This is a genomic window from Salmonella sp. SJTUF15570 (genome assembly GCF_043357055.1).
GTDB lineage: Bacteria > Pseudomonadota > Gammaproteobacteria > Enterobacterales > Enterobacteriaceae > Salmonella > Salmonella enterica.
In genome coordinates this window covers 92800-112958 of sequence record NZ_JBEUKJ010000012.1, presented here as the reverse complement: position 1 = coordinate 112958, position 20159 = coordinate 92800, and the positions used below count along the sequence as shown (strand labels likewise).

Here is a 20159-nt window from a genome sequence, read left to right as displayed (position 1 = left end):
TTAATGATTACAGCTCAGCAAGAAATGCATATAGGGAACGGTATTAACGATCGGATGATTAAAACTATGGAAATATTTCCCGTCTTCGCCATAGCAGGTACCGTGATCGGAACAGATAATAACGAACGTTTCGCCGCCGGTTTGGCGGAAAATGTTCAGTAATCCGTCGATGCGGGCGTCGATATAGCATAGCGCGGCGGCATGGGTCTCAACGGTATCGCCAGGGGCCGCGCCCTCAACGTAAAAATGGTTAGGGTAATGAATCGTGTCGATATTGATATACATCATGACCGGTTGGCTGCCAGCACGCTCGGCCATGATTTTCTGGATATAATGGATCTGGTTATCCATACTTTCTTTAACCGTACAGGCAAAGCGTGGATGCCAGTAACTCTCTTTAAACATCGACGGGAACACTTTTCCCATGCCGGAGCGGTTATTAAAGAAAGAGACGCCGCCAATACAGATGGTCTGGTAGCCTTTATTTTCCAGACTTTTTATCCATGTTGCGTCATCAAAGGCAAATGCATTTTTCGGCCCTTTACGACCAAGTCCGATATCTTTTGGGAAAAACAGCATGGTCTGATTAACGGTATCATCAATAGGTTTTGGCATAAAACCTGAAAACATGGCGTGATGCGAAGGCCAGGTAAAATTACCGGCCGCCTCGCATTTCGTCCATTGTCCATAATGATTAAGGTTTGGCGTATTTCCGGCGGTTTGTTCCTGAAGCGCAATATCGTAGCGTAACGAGTCCAGCACAATAAAAAGAATATGAGCGTTATTACTAATTAGCGCATTCATATCGAATTCGCCATCGCCTGTGTCAATCGACGCGTGTAGCGAGACGGGGACTTCATCCATTGAATTATACATTTTGCTTCCTCATGGCCCGGATTTGCGCCTGATAAATTAGATTATTCTGCTGCGCATCCTGATAAATCAAATCACCCTGGCCATTAATTTCAATAATATACGGCGTCAGGCTGGTAGTAAGTAAAACATCAATACCCGCTAAGCGAATGCCAGGGAAAAGTCGCATGGCATTTTGACAGAGCGTATCGATCTCAGTCACTTTTGCGGCAGATAACTCCAGACTTTCGAAGCAGTAAGCCTGGTTTTGCAGATGTAAGTTAGTAATGGGTTGCGAGGAGGTTCTGACCACTCGCCAGATAATTTCGCCATCCAGGCAGACGATGCGTAAATCATAGGTTTTATGCTTTACGCTGGCTTTGGGCAGCCACTGTTCGACGAGGTTTTCCTGCTGAAGAACGCCATCAATAATGAGCTGGATATCTTCTTTCTGACGATACTGTTGGATTTTTTTGCTGTTAAATAGCTGTTGTCCTGATATGGCAATCGCGCTGTAAAGCACCTGCTTTATGCCATCAGGCTGGCGGCGCAAAGCGATAACGCCCGCCGCGCCAGAACCCAGCGAGGGCTTAATGAACACGCTGGCGACCCTTTTTTCCTCCATGATGGCGGTGAGCTGTGCAAAACTTTTTACGTCTTCCGCTACCAACGGCGGCGTGGGGATGCCGTGTTCCAGTAAGCGCCGCTTGCAGCGTTTTTTATCCAACAGGTGAATGAGGCCCGCCGGATGGTTAAGCCAGGTGACGCCAGGACGCGCCGCCATGTTCTGCAAAAAATGGATATAGTCCAGACCGATCGCGTTTATTTTGCGGATGTCTGTTTCACTGTGTACTGGCGGGTCGATTTTAACGATGCCAGAGGTCAGCGAAGCGTCCAGCGCTTGCGGATGAGTCAGCGCCGTGACGGGTTCCCCAAGTACGGCGGCAGCCTGCATAAAATAATGCGTGCGCTTGCTCTGATGGGAGCCAATGAGCGTAATCACAATAAATCCCTTTATCGTTGAGTAGGGGAATGTGCACATTCCCCTACTCAATCACTCGGTGTACATCGCATTCATATAAATATCGCCATCGTAATCATCAGGCTCCAGAGCTTCTGAAAGATTCAGGTTTATCGGCAGTGTGGCTTTTAGCTTTTCCTGCATCTCCGGCGTCAAATAGTGGTGGTGGAGATCGAGTGTTTCCAGATGCGCAATTCGGTCTTTATGCTCCAGCAGCGCCTCTGCGCCGTTGTCCGTTAAGGTACCGCATGAGAGTTCCAGCACGTTAAGCTGCGGCAGGATATTACTTTCCAGCACCCGGCGGGCGATATCATCCTGCTCTTCGCTGTTCATCAACCCCAGATGGGTGAGCTGAGGGAAAAGATCTTTCGATGCCAGCGTCATCACGTCATCCAGCGAACCGTCAAAACCGTATTCCTCTACGCCCAGGAAGAGCTTCAGCGTTTTTAATGCAGGGAGCTGCGCATTTTGTAGTTCGGCAAGCACATTAGAAGGGATGCCGCCGGAAATGATTTCCAGGTGCTCCAGTTTCTCATGATGTATAGCGCCCAGTCGCAGATCCGACGCGCCTTTAATAATCAGTTCTTTCAGATTGGGTAACGCCGCATAGAGCCTGGAATAGTCACCTTGTTTAATCCAGGAGATCTCGCAGTCTTCGCTCTCCATATCACCGATAAACAGTGATTCCAGGTGAGAAAAGCGGGGGGCGTTCTCCACAATCATATCAATAATAGGCTGGCAGGTTTCGTCTTCCCAACAATCACCCCAGTTACCAATGGTCAGTGAGCGAAGCTTTGGCAGATCTTCATCGGTTAAAATCAAATTAATGAGCTGTTCCAGGGTTAATTCATTGTCCCAATCAATATTAAATCGCTTATTCATTTGTTTCCCTTCTCTATAAGCATGAATATGGTAAAACGCTTTGCGAATATTATCATGGCGCTTAGGGGCGGGATATCGGGAGTCTGATTCAGGATGAGTGAGCGGGCAGAACAACTACCCGCTGTGATGCAGATTCGGAAAATAGAGGCGATAATATCAGAAGAAATACTTCGCCCCGATACGAATCTGGTTTTGCTCTCTATGGTAGGGGCCCACGTTACGATCTAACCAGCGTAATTCAAAATAGGGCAACCAGTGTTCATTGATACGATAACGGAAGGTATTGGTGATTTCCCAATGATGCTTCGTACCATTACTACTATTAAAATCATTAACGTTATAAAAATAGTGTGGTTCAAAGGTATAAGAAAATTTATCGGTAATGATAAAATTCCAATAGTTACCGATTTCATAGCTGTCATTATTATCCAGTTCGCCATTCAAATCGGTTGAACTATAATTATTGTGATTATATCGGTTACGTACCGTAAGATTAAACCACGGGGTAAATTTATAGTTAACATCCAGATAGACGGCGCCGCCGGAACCAATGCTTTTGTCGTTTATTAACCCCCCAGGCTGGATGGTTAATTTATCTGTAGGTTTAAATAATGGATACCAGCCCTCAATCTCATTATAACCGTGCTTTAATTCATCATCACGCTGTAGCGTATAGGTATTGGTCAACATAATTCCGGCACCCATATCGGAGTTATAGCCGACGCGCAGCATAAACTCCATTTGGTCAGACGCCAGGTTATAGGCCTCACGGTTTTCTACATAAGCGCCAGCAAAAACAGAGGTGGATATTACTGAAGTTAATATCACTAGAGTATTCAGAGATTTCATAATAAATCCATTTTTCAAATATAGGGAAGCCGCCATCCATCGGGATGGATAAAGCGGCAAGCGTCGTTTAATTATTTACAGTAGAAATACTTTGTTTATTATTAGTCGCGACAATTTGATTACCTGTTTTCTTTCGTTGGGCAATTTCCTCGATAATAAAAGCGAAACGTTGTTCATTGAGCTTATAAAAAAAGCCCATCGTTAGTGCTGCGATAATGGCAAGACCGCAAGGCCATAAAAAAATGAGCTGACGCAAACCAAGCAACGTGGTGTCACTTTGAGCTATGTTGGGGATATAACCGATTTGCGTCAGCATAATACCTGGCAAAAAGCCAGCAAGCGCAGCGGAAATTTTGCGGGAAAAGGTATAACCCGTATACACCGAGCCTTCAGCGCGAATACCCGTTTTCCATTCACCGTAGTCAACCGTATCCGGAACCAGCGCCCAGTTCAGGCTGTTGACGAAAGCAGTACCGAAGAAGGCGATACAAGAGAAAATGACAAACAGGAATGACGTTCCACCCCAGATAAAATTCAGGATATCGCCAACGGCCCACAATATCAGACCACCAAGATAAACCTGTTTTTTCCCGAAGCGTTTTACCGCAGCAGGTACTAATAAAACACCAATCAGGATACAGCCCATGCTGAAAAAACCCATCCATGACAACAAATGAATGTCGTTCAGCACGTACTGAGTGTAATAAACCTGAATGGCCAGCTTGATATTAAAGGCGGCCAGCGTGCACAAATTGGCAACGCAGAGCACCAGCAGCGGCGGATTACGAAAAATCGCGCAGAAGGACTTCAATATGCTGGGTTTATGCGTGTCAGGTACGGTTTCGATATACCGTTCTTTCACCCCGCTAAAGCACCACCACATGCTGAACAGCCCGCAGACCGAAAAGATGACTGCTGCAATCAGATAACCCAGCGAAGGGGAACGGGTAAACAGCGCCTGAATGGGCATAAAACCTACGGTACAAAGAAGAAGGCCAATGGTAGCACCGCCTTGTCGCCATGCGGCGAGCTGGGCGCGCTCATGCGGATTTTTGGTAATAGCGGGTACCATCGCGCCGTATGAGCAGTTCATCAGGCTGTAGAACAGACCGAACAACATAAACAGCACCGTCGCGAAGGCTGTTTTAACGGGTAAAGTAAAGTGAGTGGCAAAGAATTGCGCAGTAGCAACCAGAGCGACCGGAAATGACGCATACAGAATAAAAGGCCGAAACTTTCCTTTTGCGCCAATATTACGGCGTGAGTCCAGCAATACGCCGGTGAGCATATCGGTAAAAGCGGTGAAGAATTTCGCCACCAGAAAGATAATTCCACCGTAATATGCAGGCATCCCGAGTTCATCGGTATAAAACTTCAGTAGATACAGCGTACCGATACACAGCATCAGATTTGAGCCGAAATCGCCCACGCCATAGGCGCATTTTTCCCGCAGGCTCAACTTTAGCGTTAGCGGATCATGATTAGACATAATCGCCTCTCAAAACGCCCCGCAGGGCGTTATATTTTATTGTTGTTAAACCGTATGTTTCCGGGCCTCAATCTCTTCCACAATTCGCACGTACATCTTCTCGTTGAGGTTGTAGAAACAGCCCATCGCAATAATGGTGATGACCGCCAGCACGCAAGGATAAATAAAGATCAACTGGCGTAGGCCTTCGACGGTGCCTGCCGATTGCACCACATTCGGGATATAACCGATTTGCGTCAGCATCCAGCCGGGGAAGAACCCTGCCAGCGCCTGGGAGACCTTACGGAAGAAGGTGAAGCCGGTGTAAACCGTCCCTTCCGAGCGGACGCCGGTGCGCCATTCACCGTACTCCACCGTGTCGGAAACCAGCGCCCAGTTCAGGCTGTTGACGAAGGCGGAACCGAAGAACGCCAGGCAGGAGAAGGCGACAAAACTGACCGAGCCGCCGCCAAAGAAGTAGTTGAGCAGATCGCCCGCCACCCATATTAACAGCCCGCCGATATAGACTTTCTTCTTGCCAAAACGCCTTACTGCGCCGGGCATCAAAAAGACGCCGATAAAAATACAGCCCATGCTAAAGAAGCCCATCCAGGAGAGGAGGATCGGGTCGTTAAGAACGTACTGTGTGTAATAAACCTGAATCGCCAGTTTGACGTTGAAGGCGCCGAGAGTACAAAGGTTGGCGATACACAGAATAAACAGCGGACGGTTACCGGCGATGGCGCGGAACGACTGCAATAATCCGGGCTTTTGCGCGTTATCGACAGGTTTCACTTCGACGTAGCGCTCTTTAACGCCGGCGTAGCACAGCCACATAAATAGCAGGCCAAACAATGAAAATAGCGTGGCGGCGAAAATATAGCTGAGCTGGGCATTGCCTTCGATCAGGTTCATGACCGGCACAAAGCCAACGGTACACAGCAGCAGGCCGAGAGTGGCGCCGCCCTGACGCCACGCGGCAAGCGAGGCGCGTTCATCCGGGTTCTTGGTAATCGCGGGCACCATCGCGCCATACGAGCAGTTCATCATGCTGAAAACCAGCCCGTACAGCATAAACAGTATCGTTGCGACGACGGTTTTTCCCGTCACCTCAAACGGTGTGCCGACAAAGTTAGCAATCGCCAGTAGCGTTACTGGAAATGCCGCGTAAAGCACGAACGGGCGGAATTTGCCCTTCGGACCAATTTTACGCCGCGAGTCGAGCATAATGCCGGTACCCATATCGGTAAATGCGGTAAAAAATTTGGCGATCAGGAAAATGATCCCGCCGTAAGTCCCTGGTAAACCCAGCACATCGGTATAAAATTTGAGTAAATAGAGGGTCCCGATATCTAACAGGATATTGGAACCTAAATCCCCCAGTCCGTAGGCAAGTTTTTCTTTAAACGGCAAGCGTAGGGTTGCCGGATTCGATGATGTTTGACTCATTATTCTTCTCCATCTGCCCGCAGGTTTCCCTGCGGGCGAGCCGTATTAGATATTCCGTAAAGAAGCAAAAAGTGAAGCCCACTCGCTCTTTGCGCGATAGAAGACCGGCGGCTTGCCAATCGGCGCATCCACGGTAATTTCACCGCCGTGGTGAACTTCGCCGGTCCAGATATTCACCCAGTGATCTTCCGGCAGGTATAGCGTCCAGTCGCAACGCCCCTGCTCGTGAACCGGCGCGACCAGCAGATCCTGACCGAGCAGATATTGATATTTCAGGGTGTAGGTTGTGGCATCGTTCTCGTAGTGCAGGAATAGCGGACGCATGACCGGCAGACCGGTAGCCGCGTTTTGCGCCACCGCCTGCTTGAGATACGGTTTCAGCGTGGTAAAGACGGTGGTCATGCGGGCAAAGTGGGCAATAGTTTCCGCGTCGCCGTCGAACTGCCAGTTATCGCCGGGGCGGTTGCCTTCATGGGTGCGCATCATCGGCGTAAAGGCGCTGAAATCGCACCAGCGCAGCAGCAACTCTTTGCTGCGTTTCATGTCAAACAGGGTGGTGTAGCCGCCGATATCGCTGTGATGCAGACCATGGCCGGTCATCGCCAGCGACAATGCCGCAGGCACTACAGAGGCCAGACCATCATCAAGGCTCCAGTCAACGTTCTGGTCGCCTGCCCACATCATGGTGGAATATTTCTGACTGCCGGTGTAACCCGCACGCATAAAGAACAGGATCTCGCCGAGCTTGCCGGTCTCCTGTAGCGCTTCGTAGTTACATTTCGCCCACAGCGCAGGCCAGGCGTTATGCATGATCTCGGCGCTGACGCCGTTGTGCAGATACGTGTCGGTCGGCAGATATTCGCCGAAATCCGCCATCCAGCCGCTGCAGCCGAGCGCGATCATGTTCTTTTTGATGACGTCTTTGAACCAGTCGTAAGCTTCAGGATTGGTCAGATCGACCACGCCGCCATAGAATTCGCCAAACTCGACCAGATAGTCGCCGCCCGTGGCGTCTTTCGCCAGATAGCCGTGTTTCGCCGCCTCAGCGCAGAGGTCTTTATCACTGGCGACGTATGGGTTGATATAAGAGAGGAACTGTACGCCTTCTTCTTTCCACTGTTTGATACGGCTATCCAGCTGTGGATAGTTGTCGCTATTCCACTTCCAGTTCCACATCACGCGCTTGCCAAAGGAGGTCATGCGGATACCGGACCAGTCCTGCGCCCAAATACCGTTCACTTTTACGCCTGCGTTGCGCATGGTATCCAGTTTTTGCTGGCAAACTTCCGTACCGCCCTGAATGCCTAGCGTGACGCCGTCATAAACCCAGTCCGGCAGCTCCGGCTGGCGGCCTAACAGCGCAGTCAGTTTTTCCAGCAGGGCGATGTAGGTGTCGGCACACTCAAAACGCAGCGTAGTTTTATCTTCCCACAGCGCCAGCTCGTGATACTCCGGCGCGCTGAAGTCGAAATTCATATAGCAGCTATTATCGACGTGGCAGTAATACTTCTGCGTGCTGACAAAGGTCGGTTGCGGGAAGAAGGTCCAGTAATAGTCGCCGCCGGCGTTCTCTTTACAGTCTGCCTGCCAGGTGACATAGCTGGTTTTATTACGGCCAACGCCCTGTTCGCTGGTCCACAGCGGGAACGGCTTGCCGCGCAAATCGAAATAAGAGAACTGTTCGCCGCAGCCGTAGATATGGTCGTCTGGATTAGCTGCGAGGCGTAACCAGATACGGTTATGGTGTAGGTCGTCGTTTTGCAGATCCAGCTTCAGGCGTCCCGCCTCATCGGCGGAGATGCGAAGGGTGGCGCTAATTGTTGCGCCACGGCTGAATTGTACCAGCCAGCCGTCGGGTAGCTCGCTGACCGTGGCCTCCGTTAATGCAATCTTCTCGTTAAGTTTGTCTTTGATGCTGAAGTTGCCGCGAAACATATCAATGTCGGCAACGCCCGCGCCAATCCACAGACAGGGGGTTTCGGCGCTGTGGCGTAAAATCAGGCGCTGCTGCCAGCTAAGCGCAAAACCATCCTGTGATGTTGTCAGTTCAAAATCGGTTGACCGTTGTGGTAGAGAATTCATTGTAATCTCCGTGAATGTAGGGTAATTCGGTAATCCATTTGGGCTAGTCGCAGCCGATGGAAAAATGCAGTTGATGGATCGCTTTTGGGGCAAGATGAATCAGTGCGATCCCGGAATTAAATGCATCGGGCGGGCAGCTCATAGGCTCTACCGCGAGACCTTTTCGGCTGAGTTTTTCGCCGGTATAGATCTGTAGCCAGGGTTGATTGCTGCGTAAAAATGTAGACATGTTCTGCGTTGGGCTGGTAAGTCTGACCTCCCACTCAGCCGGGGTAGTCGCGGTCTTAACCGCATGATCAAGGCGCGTTTCGCCGAGCAGGCATGATGCGGAAAAATCCCTGCCTGCGGGCAATTCTTCGCTTGCAGGCAGTGTTAATACACAGCTATCGATGCTTTGCAGATTACAAGTCAAATAAGGATGTGCGCCCGCGCCATAAGGGGCTGATTTATCACCAATGTTTTGCGTACGAATCAATACGTGCAGCCCACTGGCGGCATCTAACCGATAAATCACTTCCGATATCAACGCAAAGGGATAGCCGTAAGAGGGCGGCAGAAAAATCGTTAGCGACGCTTCCGTCGCCGACTGATAATTAATCTGCCAGTCTCGCCAGGCTAACAGACCGTGAATGGCGGTCTGCGAAACCGGGTCGTTAACGGCAAGCTGGAAAACCTTGCCGTTATAGGAGTAGCAGCCATTTGTCACGCGATTGGGCCAGGGAATCAATACTTTCCCCAGATGCGCCATGGGTATTTCTTCCGGTTTATGCGGGATGACCACATGGCGTCCATGATGGGTCAGTTCCGCCAGACCTGCGCCAACCGTGACGATTTTCGCCTGGTAATGGCCCGCATTAAGCTGAATAGTTTTTCCACCGCTGTGCATGGCTGCCATCCTCATGACCTATTTCGCGTTGATATCCAGGAGACCCGCCGCGACCGCTGGAGCCAGGCCCGGCGCCAGTGGCAGACGAGGAATGACCAGGCAGTGCAGCAGATGGTAAATATCTTGCTTGCCGTCCCACACTTTGGTGGTCACTTTGTTATCGGCGTCCAGCTCTTGCCACCAGGAACCATTTTCATAGTCCATCAGGTACTTAATGCAGTAGTCCCACCATTTCTGATACCACTCTTCATACTGGCTATCGCCCGTCAGGGTGTAGAGGACGTAGGCCGTACCCATCGCTTCCACAATCGGCCAGCGCACGCGTTCACGTACGATAGGTTTACCGTCCCAGTCGACTGAGTAGACAAAGCCGTCTGCGCCATCTGGCGCCCAGGCGTCGCGGATAGTGGCATGGAACAGACCTTTCGCATCCTCCAACAGCCAGGCGGGCGGCGTTTCGAAGCGGGCCTCCAGCGCAGCATGGAGATGGAGCATCAGACGGCCCCACTCAATCCAGTGACCTGGCGTACCGCCGTAGGCGCGGAAACGGTGGGCAGGATTATCTTTGTTGTAGTCGCGGATAGGGTTCCACTGTGAATCGAAGTGTTCATTGACGCGGTAATCACCGTTGCGCGCCACATCATGAATAATTACCGACGCGATACGCAGCGCGCGATCCAGCCATTTTTTGTCATGGGTAACGTCATAAACAATCAGGAACGCTTCGACGGCGTGCATATTGGCGTTACCGCCACGGTAATCTTCGGTTTTGCTAAAGGCTTCGTCCCAGGACTCCAGGCACATCTGCTCTTCTTCACTCCAGAAGTATTTCTCAATCACTTCTATGGTGTAATCCAGCAATTTCCTGGCTTCAGGATGCCCGGTCGTGACGGCGCTGGCCGCGCCCAGCAAGGCGAAGAAGTGTTGATAACCCTGTTTAGAGGCATCTACCACGCCCTGATCATTAACGCAGGCATACCAGCCGCCGTATTTTTTGTCGCGCAGTGCGCCGTTCATGGCTTTGATGCCATGATCGACCAGATCATAAGCGCCCGGTCGGCCCATCGACGCCGCCACGGAATAAACGTGCAGCATACGCGCCGTGATCCAAAGATGGGTGCCCATCTCTTCTTTGATTTGCCCTTTATTTCCCAGCCAGCCGAAGCCTGTCGGCACCACGGCGTTTTTACCGAAATTAAAGATGCGGTCGGTTTCCTGCTCCAGCCAGCGGTTGTGGCTCAACGTGTTAAACCATTTCATTCTTTCATCCTCGTATTAACGACGTTTCGCCATCATTTCATCGACAATGTCACCTAAACGTTGCAATTTAGGCGCGGAAACATCACGTAGCATCAGCTCGGTATCCGGTAGACCAATTACTGATGACCAGACCGCGCGTCCCGCCAGGAACCCGGATGCGCCAGCTTCCATGGCGACCCTGACCGCGCGAGGGAACAGTTTTTCGTCCACACCGGAAGAGAGGATGACCCACGGCATATTGATATGCCCATTCAGGCGTTGTGAGGCGGTAAGAAGATCGGAACGCGCGCCTTTGCCGTAGAGCGGCATTTCAACTTTGTAAAGATCGGCGCCGCTGTCGCCCAGCTCTTTGGCCGCATCGATAATCGCCTGCTCGCGATCGAACTTGTCGCCGCAGCGCGGCGGACGTACAACCGGTTCGATAATGCTCAACAAACCATTGGAGTGGCATAATTCGTTGAATTCCTTGACCATATCCAGACGCTGCTGCGCGTCTTCGTCGCTGCGCCACAGCACCAACAGTTTTAAGGCTTTCGCGCCATCCCGTTTTACCGCCTGCGCATTAATTTTTTTATCAATGACCACGTTATCAACGGGAATACCGTTGCCCGGGATGAAATCATCCGCCGCGACGATCATGGCGCAGCTTTTAGCGACCGCGTTTTGTTCTACGGCCTGGCGATAACAGAACTGCTGATCCAGCAGAACGGCAGAGGCATACGGGGAAAGAATTTTCGCCGCATTCACTTTGAAATCCGTCAGCACGCTATCGGCAACGGGTGTTTTCGCACCAGCAGCAGCAAACATTAAACGCATCGCCTCGCGCTGATCGACAGCCAGCATGGCAAACCCGCCGGACGCTCGCGTAATGTCTTTGATGGTGTAGTTGTTCATTCAATTTTCCTTTATACAGTCGTTACTTTTTTACGTTAGCGGTCAGCCCGGCGCTGATGCGCACCTGTTCCAGGATGGCGCTCCAGTCTTCCCGACCGCGGCCTGCGGCCCGCGCCAGGTTATAAACTTCACGGGAGGCGGCGCCGAGCGGCATCGGTACGTGCAGTTGATTGGCGACATCCAACGCGATGCCAAGATCTTTGTGCGCCAGATCGATCATGAAGGCGGGAGACAGATCCCCTTTCATCACTTTATTCGGCCAGGTGGTGGTGAAATGCCCTTTGCCTGCGGCAGTGCCGCTCATCACTTTTAAAGCCACGTCGAAGGAAAGCCCCAGCGCTTCACACAGCACGGCGGCTTCGGCGGAGAGCGCATTTAGCGCAATACTCATGTAGTTGTTGATCAGTTTTACGCGAATACCCATTCCCGGGCCGCCGGTGTTGACCAGCTCATTACCCATCGCCATCAGAACAGGGGTAGCGCGCTCTACTTGCTCCGCCGTACCGCCTGCCAGCAGCAACAATGTGCCGGTAATCGCGTTGTCGGATGTCCGGCCTACCGGCACATCCATCATGCTGAACCCTTTGCTCTGCATGTCGGCAATCAGCTTATCGGTTTGCAACGGATGAATAGTGGACATATCAATGACCAGCGCTTCACGGGAAAGAGTTTCACAAACGCCTTGCTCACCAAACAAAACGGAACGAACCAGATCGCCGTTCGGGAGCATGGTTATAACAAATTCAGCGCCGATGGTTGCCTGAGCCGGGCTGCTTGCAGGTTGCGCGCCTTTGTCTACCAGACGCTGTACGGCGTCGGGATTAACATCGAAGACGCTGAGTTGATGGCCCTGCTTTAGCAGATTGCTCGCCATAGGGGAGCCCATCTGTCCCAACCCGATAAATGCTATAACTGCCATATCGTTCTCCTGAACACGGTGGTGTCATTTTTTGTCATTAATGAGCCTTTTTCTGTCTGTTTGTGATCGTATTTGTAATTTATAGTCAAAAAATTGACAGCCGTCACTTTTTAAACATTTCGTGAAATTAAAATGAGCACATCGAAAATGCTTGAGGAATGACCATGGTTCGTATTGCTTGTGTAGGTATTACCGTGATGGATCGCATCTATTACGTGGAAGGATTACCGACAGAAGGGGGTAAATATGTGGCGAAGCGCTATACGGAAGTGGGCGGCGGGCCTGCGGCGACCGCTGCCGTGGCTGCGGCGAAATTGGGCGCGCAGGTGGACTTTATTGGCCGTGTGGGCGATGACGACACCGGAAACAGCCTGCTGGCGGAACTGGAATCCCTGGGGGTAAATACCCGCTATACCCGCCGCTACACGCAGGCCATGTCGTCGCAGTCAGCGATTATGGTGGATGCCAAAGGAGAGCGGATTATCGTTAATTATCCCAGCCCGGATTTATTACCTGACGCCGACTGGCTTAACGACATCGATTTTTCGCAGTGGGATGTGGTGTTGGCGGATGTGCGCTGGCATGACGGCGCAAAACAGGCGTTTACGCTGGCGCGTCAGGCTGGCGTCATGACTGTTCTTGATGGCGATATTACGCCGCAGGATATTAGCGAGCTGGTGGCGTTAAGCGACCACGCCGCCTTCTCCGAGCCAGGGCTGGCACGCCTGACGGGGATGAGCGAAGCCATTGATGCGCTAAAAAAAGCACAAATGCTCACAAATGGACATGTCTATGTCACGCGAGGCAGTGAAGGCTGCAACTGGTTGGAAAAAGCGGCGGTACGCCACCAACCGGGTTTTACCGTGGAGGTAGTGGATACTACCGGCGCGGGCGATGTTTTTCATGGCGCACTGGCATTTGGCCTGGCAAGCGGATACGCCATCGAAGAGGCTGTCAGATTCGCCAGCGGCGTTGCCGCGCTGAAGTGTACGCGCCCGGGTGGCCGGGCGGGTATCCCTGATTGTGAGCAAACCCGATCTTTCTTGTCACTTTTTGTATAATATGAGCAGTAGGAAGCTTTTAGAGGAATGCTCATGAGTCTTACCGAACTGACCGGTAATCCGCGACACGATCGGCTGTTAATGCTAATTGATGAGCGCGGCTATATGAATATCGATGAGTTAGCCAGTTTGTTGGAGGTCTCTACCCAGACGGTTCGCCGCGATATTCGTAAATTAAGCGAGCAGGGGCTGATTACGCGTCATCACGGCGGCGCTGGCAGAGCGTCCAGTGTGGTCAATACCGCCTTTGAGCAGCGAGAGGTCTCCTGGACGCAAGAGAAAAAAGCCATTGCGGAAGCCGTGGCTGACTATATTCCGGATGGCTCCACGATATTTATCACGATTGGAACGACGGTTGAGCAGGTGGCGCGCGCGCTGCTCAACCATAATCATCTGCGCATTATCACCAATAGCCTGCGCGTCGCGCACATTCTTTATAATAACCCTCGTTTTGAAGTGATGGTGCCTGGCGGCACGCTGCGCCCGCATAATAGCGGCATTATCGGGCCATCCGCGGCGGCGTTTGTGGCGGGGTTCCGGGCGGACTATCTCGTCACCAGCGTAGGCGCGATAGAGAGCGATGGCGCGTTACTGGAGTTTGATGTCAACGAAGCCAGCGTAGTGAAAACCATGATGGCCCACTCGCGACATATTTTGCTGGCCGCCGATCATACGAAATACCATGCTTCTGCGGCGGTTGAGATCGGCAATGTGTCACAGATTACCGCTCTGTTTACGGACGAGTATCCCGGTCCGGCATTACAGAATTTACTTCAATCCCAGCAAATCGAAGTGGTTCAGGTGAGTCCTTCGCTGGACGACGCCGTTTCAGCGTGACAAGCGCCCTTGCGCCGGAGGGTCGCGTCAGCGCTTTATCCGGCCAATAAAACGGCGCTGTGATGCAGGCGATATTGGGCATCGTCTGCGTTTCTATTGTCTTTTTGTTAATTGATTTATAAAGGGATACATAGTCAAACTTCTCCTTTCCCGCTACAGTTATTCATCCCCGGTTAGCAAGGAGAATGACATGCTCTACATCTTTGATTTAGGTAATGTGATTGTCGACATCGACTTTAACCGCGTATTAGGTGTGTGGAGCGATCTGAGTCGAGTACCGCTGGCTTCGCTGAAGCAAAAATTTACGATGGGCGAGACTTTTCACCAACATGAACGCGGTGAGATAACGGACGAAGCGTTTGCTGAAGCTTTCTGTCATGAAATGGCGTTATCGCTCAGTTATGAACAATTTGCACACGGCTGGCAGGCGGTATTTGTCGGATTACGGCCCGAAGTGATTGCTATCATGCATAAACTGCGCGAGCAGGGGCATCGCGTGGTGGTGCTATCCAATACTAACCGACTGCATACCCACTTCTGGCCGGAAGAATATCCGGAGGTGCGCGCTGCCGCCGACCATATCTATTTATCGCAGGACTTGGGAATGCGTAAGCCGGAAGCGCGTATTTATCAGCACGTCCTGCAGAAAGAAGGTTTTTCCGCTGCCGATGCGGTCTTTTTCGACGACAATGCCGATAATATAGAAGGGGCCAACCAGTTGGGGATCACCAGCATTCTGGTGAAGGATAAAGCCACCATCCCTGACTATTTCGCGAAGCTGTTATGCTAAAAACCGTTCACCAAAAAGCTGGACGCCATACGCGCCCTGTTCGGGCCTGGCTCAAGCTATTATGGCAGCGTATCGATGAGGATAATATGACGACTCTGGCGGGAAATCTCGCCTATGTCTCATTACTCTCCTTAGTACCGCTTATTGCCGTCGTTTTTGCCCTTTTCGCTGCTTTTCCGATGTTTTCTGATGTCAGCATTCAGTTACGCCATTTTATTTTTGCTAACTTTATGCCAGCCACCGGAGACGTGATTCAGCGCTATATTGAGCAGTTTGTCGCTAACTCCAACAAAATGACGGCGGTGGGCGCCTGTGGACTGATTGTGACGGCATTGCTGTTGATGTACGCCATTGATAGCGCCTTAAACACTATCTGGCGCAGCAAACGCACACGGCCAAAAGTGTACTCTTTTGCGGTGTACTGGATGATCCTCACGCTCGGCCCGCTTCTCGCTGGCGCCAGCCTGGCGATCAGCTCCTACCTGCTTTCTTTACGCTGGGCCAGCGATCTGAATACGGTCATCGACAATGTATTGCGCATCCTTCCGCTGCTGCTCTCGTGGATCTCATTCTGGTTACTTTACAGTATTGTCCCAACAACTCGCGTACCGAACCGTGACGCCCTTGTCGGCGCGTTTGTCGCAGCGTTGCTGTTCGAGGCCGGAAAGAAAGGTTTCGCGCTTTATATCACCATGTTCCCGTCATATCAGCTCATTTATGGCGTACTGGCAGTGATCCCAATCCTGTTTGTCTGGGTATACTGGACCTGGTGTATAGTCTTGCTTGGCGCAGAAATAACTGTCACTCTCGGGGAATACCGAAAACTCAAACAAGCCGCAGAACAAGAAGCTGACCAACCATGATTGCATTAATTCAACGCGTAACCCGTGCCAGCGTCACCGTGGAGGACGAGGTGACGGGTGAAATCGGCCCAGGACTTTTGGTGTTATTGGGTGTCGAAAAAGAAGATGACGAACAAAAAGCGAATCGTCTGTGCGAGCGCGTGCTGGGATACCGTATCTTCAGCGATGCTGACGGCAAGATGAATCTGAATGTACAACAGGCTGGCGGCAGCGTGCTGGTGGTGTCGCAGTTTACGCTGGCGGCAGATACCGAACGCGGTATGCGGCCAAGCTTTTCCGGCGGGGCTGCGCCGGATCGCGCGCAGGCGCTTTATGAATATTTTGTCGAACGCTGCCGCCAGCAGGCGATAAACACGCAAACCGGACGCTTCGCTGCCGATATGCAGGTTGAGCTGGTTAATGACGGTCCCGTGACATTCTGGCTCCAGGTATGAGTCAGCTTCCGGCGTGGCCGCGGATAACAAGAGAGAGTACGGCTATGTATCACCTTCGAGTTCCGCAAACAGAAGAAGAATTAGAACGTTACTACCAGTTTCGCTGGGAGATGCTGCGTAAACCGCTGCACCAGCCGAAAGGGTCGGAGCGGGATGGCTGGGATGCGTTGGCGCACCATCAAATGGTGGTGGACGAAGAAGGAAATTTAGTTGCAGTGGGCCGCCTGTATATCAATGCAGATAACGAGGCGTCTATCCGTTTTATGGCTGTACATCCCTCGGTACAGGATAAAGGGCTGGGGACATTAATGGCGATGACCCTGGAGTCTGTTGCTCGCCAGGAAGGCGTTAAGCGCGTCACATGCAGTGCGCGCGAAGATGCGGTTGAGTTCTTTGCCAAACTCGGATTTGTCAATCAGGGGGAGATTACTACGCCCACAACCACGCCAATCCGCCATTTTCTGATGATTAAACCGGTAGCATCGCTGGATGATATCCTGCATCGCGGCGACTGGTGCGGGCAGCTTCAGCAGGCCTGGTATGAGCATATTCCATTGAGTGAAAAGATGGGGGTGCGCATTCAGCAGTACACCGGGCAAAAATTTATCACCACGATGCCGGAAACCGGTAATCAAAATCCGCATCACACGGTGTTTGCCGGCAGCCTGTTCTCCCTGGCGACGCTGACCGGATGGGGACTTATCTGGCTGATGCTCCGTGAACGCCATCTTGGCGGGACGATTATTCTTGCTGACGCCCATATTCGCTACAGTAAACCCATTAGCGGAAAGCCAAACGCCGTGGCTGATTTGGGGTCGCTAAGCGGTGATTTGGACAGGCTGGCGCGGGGTAAAAAAGCGCGTGTCCAGTTGCAGGTTGAACTGTTGGGCGGCGAGACCGCTGGGGCAATTTTCGAAGGCATTTATATCGTACTACCTGCGAAACCGTTCGGCCCGTATGAAGAGGGCGGGAATGAGGAGGAGTAGCTGGACATCTCCAACTACTCGATGAAGGCATCCGCTGGTAGTTTAAAGCGTTGTGTAAGCGCTTTGATATGATTAACCGTTAGTGCTCTGCGGCCATTTAAGATGTTGCTGACGTTCGATTTAGAACCAAGTTCGTTGGCAAGATCTGCTGCTTTGAGACCGTATTGATCCATGAGCGTTCGCAATACTGAAACGCCAGGGGGCGTTTTCTCCAGGTGTTGGTTGAGTGCTTTGAATTCCGGCGCATGTTTTTCGTATTCACTGATTCGGGCACAGAGCAATTCAAATAGTGGGTTTTCAAGATCGTCGTGGTCGACCAGAAACTCCACTAGCGCTAGTGCCCTGCGATACTCATTGTCATTTCGGTCTTCCCCCATCAGTGGGACGGTTTTTACCGCATCGCTGAAGGTATCAACGATCTTTTTTGCGCTGGTTGCATCCATCTGGCGATGAGTTCTCATTCTTTATTACCTCGATAGTATGCGGTCAGTTTGTCATATTCGGCATGGGAAACGATATGTTTCACAAATATCTTATGTAACCTGAAATCTATGTAGGAAATGAGTTTCAGGCTGTTACCAGAAACATCAATCACCCACCATTTATCTCTGTACTTAAAATTATCCAGTGAAGGAATATACCGCTTCATCTCTTCAGGCTGAGTGAATGTTTTTTTCTCAAGAACATTCAGCAACTCAGTGAGGGCAAGCTCATGGTTTGGATACATGAGCATCGCTTCATTGAACGGTTTTCGGCTGATAACATGCACAATGTAGTTCCATTACAAAGTTTTCAACCTGAAAACAATTTAGCGCAACGTTATCCAGTTTTCAAGTTGAAAACAAAATTGAATTTTAGGTCATTTTGCCTGTTGATGGACTTACAACACGCCAGGCCACATCTCGCATGGCGCTTCGTGCCGCCTGGCTCACGCCTCCGAGCTGGAAAAAGCCATGGATGACACCGAGATAGCGCTGGCAAGTACACGCCACGCCCTGGTCGTTCAGACGGTGATATAGCGCTTCGCCTTCATCACGCAGTGGGTCGAACTCTGCGGTGAGGATATGCACCGGCGGTAAACCGGCAAAATCTTCACGCCATATCGGACTGGCTTCCGGGTGACGGAGGTCGGTATCGTGGAGATACATTTCGAAGCCTGATAGTAGTGTGTCGCGGGTGATGATGTAGTCTTGCCCGTTGCTGGCATAGCTGGGGAAACTGGCAGTAGCGTCAAGCATCGGGTAGATCAACAGCAGCTTCGCCGGAGACCAGTGGGCGGTGGATTTCAGGCGTAGCGCGCTGACCAATGCCAGGTGCCCGCCTGCGCTGTCGCCAGCAAGCGTGATATGTTCACGATCGATGCCTAACTGCTCCGCGTATTGATGGACGATATTGGCCCCGCGTTCAGCGTCGTCATGAGCCGCAGGGAAGGTGTGTTCTGGCGCAAGACGATACTGAATGGCAATCACCTTACAGCCGCTTTTCCAGGCCAGTTGCCGTAGCTGGGGGTCATGAGTCAGAAAGCCGCCGCTAACAAAACAGCCGCCGTGATAGTAGAGGATACAGGGTAGAGAACCGGATGCGTTTGGCGGCGAAACGACGCGAAATGTCATCCCTTCCAGCACGATATCTTCCGAACTCACCCGAATTTCTTTCTCACCCGCCAGTGTCGTGCTGGCGATGTAGCCCGCCCTCCGGTCATCAATATTCTGTTCGCGAGAAGAGGGGCGTCCCGCCGCGATAAACCCGGCGACCAGTTCGGCAATTCCTTTTTCCAGTGGCATATAACGCTCCTTTGACTGTATGTATGTACAGTTTATAACTTGGTTCGTTGGGGATGGAAAGTGGTGAAACGAGGGGATGATGATTCTGGATAGAGGTTCGCAAAAAATGGAATGCGGTTGGCGCTGGGTTTTTAATTTTTGTACTGTGAAACGATGATGCTATACGCCATTGACGTATAGATTATTTTCACTACTATAAGCCAATGGCGTATGGAATATGCAATTTATAGAAACGGAACTCTTTACTGAAGATGTTAAAAAACTGCTCGATGATGATGAATACCATAAGTTTCAGGTTTTTATGGCTCAGCATCCAGATTGTGGTGATGTCATTCAGGAAACGGGCGGCCTGAGAAAAATGCGCTGGGGAGTGCGAGGCAAAGGAAAGCGTAGTGGCGTGCGAATTATCTATTTTCACCGTAGTCAACGGTATGAGATTCGCTTGCTTCTGATTTATCAAAAAGGCATTAAAGATGATCTCACGCCGCAGGAAAAAGCGGTGCTTCGTATGCTGAATGAGAGGTGGTAGATGGATAAAGTGTTATTTGAGCGATTAACTCAAAGTATGTCTCAAATGAATGAAATCATTGAAGGGACCCGTGAGCCTTCTCGTACCTTTCATATTGATGCAATGAAGATTAAAGAAATACGGCAGGCATCTGGGTTGTCGCAATCTAAGTTTGCAGAGCTGATTTCGGTCAACGTGGATACGCTGCGCAACTGGGAGCAAGGAAGACGTTCACCGACAGGGCCAGCCAAAGCGTTACTTCGCGCCATTGCCAACGACCCGAGAAACGTTATACAAGCATTGCGTTATTGAGCAATGATCCGGCTAACGTAGA

At 51.2% G+C, this 20159-nt stretch carries 22 protein-coding genes; 8 read left to right on the top strand and 14 right to left on the bottom strand.

Going from position 1 to position 20159, the window contains the following annotated elements; genetic code table 11:
* The 11 genes from ABVN44_RS20265 to yihU form a co-directional block, all read right to left on the bottom strand.
* Window positions 1–876 carry an STM4013/SEN3800 family hydrolase gene (locus ABVN44_RS20265; protein ID WP_001627355.1) on the bottom strand — a complete coding sequence of 292 codons (876 nt, stop codon included), beginning with the start codon at window positions 874–876 and terminating at the stop codon, window positions 1–3.
* Window positions 869–1894, bottom strand: coding sequence for an STM4014 family protein (locus ABVN44_RS20260; protein WP_077248423.1), 1026 nt, complete (start codon window positions 1892–1894; stop codon window positions 869–871). The genes ABVN44_RS20265 and ABVN44_RS20260 overlap by 8 nt, the downstream gene beginning before the upstream one ends.
* 12 nt (window positions 1895–1906) lie before the next feature.
* A complete protein-coding gene (locus ABVN44_RS20255; RefSeq protein WP_023232504.1) occupies window positions 1907–2755 on the bottom strand; it encodes an STM4015 family protein in 849 nt (282 codons plus the stop codon).
* Window positions 2756–2911: 156 nt separating this feature from the next.
* A complete protein-coding gene (ompL, locus tag ABVN44_RS20250) occupies window positions 2912–3604 on the bottom strand; it encodes a porin OmpL (RefSeq protein ID WP_000838828.1) in 693 nt (230 codons plus the stop codon).
* A gap of 67 nt (window positions 3605–3671) precedes the next feature.
* A complete protein-coding gene (locus tag ABVN44_RS20245) occupies window positions 3672–5093 on the bottom strand; it encodes an MFS transporter (RefSeq protein ID WP_000064888.1) in 1422 nt (473 codons plus the stop codon).
* A gap of 45 nt (window positions 5094–5138) precedes the next feature.
* Window positions 5139–6521 carry an MFS transporter gene (locus tag ABVN44_RS20240; protein ID WP_000084245.1) on the bottom strand — a complete coding sequence of 461 codons (1383 nt, stop codon included), beginning with the start codon at window positions 6519–6521 and terminating at the stop codon, window positions 5139–5141.
* A 45-nt stretch (window positions 6522–6566) separates the two neighbouring features.
* Window positions 6567–8603: an alpha-glucosidase gene (locus ABVN44_RS20235; RefSeq protein WP_023232503.1), complete on the bottom strand. Its 2037-nt coding sequence runs from the start codon at window positions 8601–8603 to the stop codon at window positions 6567–6569.
* A 43-nt stretch (window positions 8604–8646) separates the two neighbouring features.
* A complete protein-coding gene (locus ABVN44_RS20230) occupies window positions 8647–9504 on the bottom strand; it encodes an aldose-1-epimerase (protein ID WP_023206316.1) in 858 nt (285 codons plus the stop codon).
* A gap of 3 nt (window positions 9505–9507) precedes the next feature.
* Window positions 9508–10749: a sulfoquinovose isomerase gene (yihS, locus tag ABVN44_RS20225; protein WP_023232502.1), complete on the bottom strand. Its 1242-nt coding sequence runs from the start codon at window positions 10747–10749 to the stop codon at window positions 9508–9510.
* 15 nt (window positions 10750–10764) lie between these two features.
* Window positions 10765–11643 carry a sulfofructosephosphate aldolase gene (gene yihT, locus ABVN44_RS20220; RefSeq protein ID WP_023232501.1) on the bottom strand — a complete coding sequence of 293 codons (879 nt, stop codon included), beginning with the start codon at window positions 11641–11643 and terminating at the stop codon, window positions 10765–10767.
* A gap of 22 nt (window positions 11644–11665) precedes the next feature.
* Entirely contained in the window at window positions 11666–12562 is an 897-nt protein-coding gene (gene yihU / locus ABVN44_RS20215; protein ID WP_000268248.1) for a sulfolactaldehyde 3-reductase, read from the bottom strand.
* Window positions 12563–12726: 164 nt separating this feature from the next.
* Between yihU and ABVN44_RS20210 the strand changes: the two genes are divergently transcribed.
* From ABVN44_RS20210 to fabY, 6 genes are all read left to right on the top strand, one after another.
* Entirely contained in the window at window positions 12727–13623 is an 897-nt protein-coding gene (locus ABVN44_RS20210) for a sugar kinase (RefSeq protein WP_001520529.1), read from the top strand.
* A 33-nt stretch (window positions 13624–13656) separates the two neighbouring features.
* Entirely contained in the window at window positions 13657–14460 is an 804-nt protein-coding gene (locus tag ABVN44_RS20205; protein ID WP_000059693.1) for a DeoR/GlpR family DNA-binding transcription regulator, read from the top strand.
* A 190-nt stretch (window positions 14461–14650) separates the two neighbouring features.
* Entirely contained in the window at window positions 14651–15250 is a 600-nt protein-coding gene (gene yihX / locus ABVN44_RS20200) for a glucose-1-phosphatase (protein WP_000965695.1), read from the top strand.
* Window positions 15244–16113, top strand: a complete 870-nt coding sequence (locus ABVN44_RS20195) for a virulence factor BrkB family protein (RefSeq protein WP_023203606.1) — start codon at window positions 15244–15246, stop codon at window positions 16111–16113. The genes yihX and ABVN44_RS20195 overlap by 7 nt, the downstream gene beginning before the upstream one ends.
* Window positions 16110–16547, top strand: a complete 438-nt coding sequence (gene dtd / locus ABVN44_RS20190) for a D-aminoacyl-tRNA deacylase (protein ID WP_000560969.1) — start codon at window positions 16110–16112, stop codon at window positions 16545–16547. The genes ABVN44_RS20195 and dtd overlap by 4 nt, the downstream gene beginning before the upstream one ends.
* Before the next feature lie 44 nt (window positions 16548–16591).
* Window positions 16592–17533, top strand: a complete 942-nt coding sequence (fabY, locus tag ABVN44_RS20185) for a fatty acid biosynthesis protein FabY (protein ID WP_001518251.1) — start codon at window positions 16592–16594, stop codon at window positions 17531–17533.
* 14 nt (window positions 17534–17547) lie between these two features.
* Here fabY and ABVN44_RS20180 read toward each other — a convergent pair whose 3' ends face one another.
* The 3 genes from ABVN44_RS20180 to ABVN44_RS20170 form a co-directional block, all read right to left on the bottom strand.
* Window positions 17548–17994, bottom strand: a complete 447-nt coding sequence (locus tag ABVN44_RS20180) for a type II toxin-antitoxin system HigA family antitoxin (RefSeq protein WP_001259011.1) — start codon at window positions 17992–17994, stop codon at window positions 17548–17550.
* Entirely contained in the window at window positions 17991–18302 is a 312-nt protein-coding gene (locus tag ABVN44_RS20175; protein WP_000558164.1) for a type II toxin-antitoxin system HigB family toxin, read from the bottom strand. The genes ABVN44_RS20180 and ABVN44_RS20175 overlap by 4 nt, the downstream gene beginning before the upstream one ends.
* An 85-nt stretch (window positions 18303–18387) precedes the next feature.
* Window positions 18388–19317, bottom strand: coding sequence for an alpha/beta hydrolase (locus ABVN44_RS20170; RefSeq protein WP_023232500.1), 930 nt, complete (start codon window positions 19315–19317; stop codon window positions 18388–18390).
* 217 nt (window positions 19318–19534) lie between these two features.
* Here ABVN44_RS20170 and ABVN44_RS20165 point away from each other — a divergent pair, with 217 nt between their 5' ends.
* Together ABVN44_RS20165 and ABVN44_RS20160 are read left to right on the top strand one after the other, a co-directional pair.
* On the top strand, window positions 19535–19846 hold the full coding sequence (locus tag ABVN44_RS20165; RefSeq protein WP_023232499.1) for a hypothetical protein: 312 nt from the start codon (window positions 19535–19537) through the stop codon (window positions 19844–19846).
* The gene (locus ABVN44_RS20160; protein ID WP_000362050.1) at window positions 19847–20137 is read left to right on the top strand and encodes a DNA-binding transcriptional regulator; all 291 of its coding nucleotides are present in this window, start codon (window positions 19847–19849) and stop codon (window positions 20135–20137) included.
* Window positions 20138–20159 lie beyond the last annotated feature (22 nt).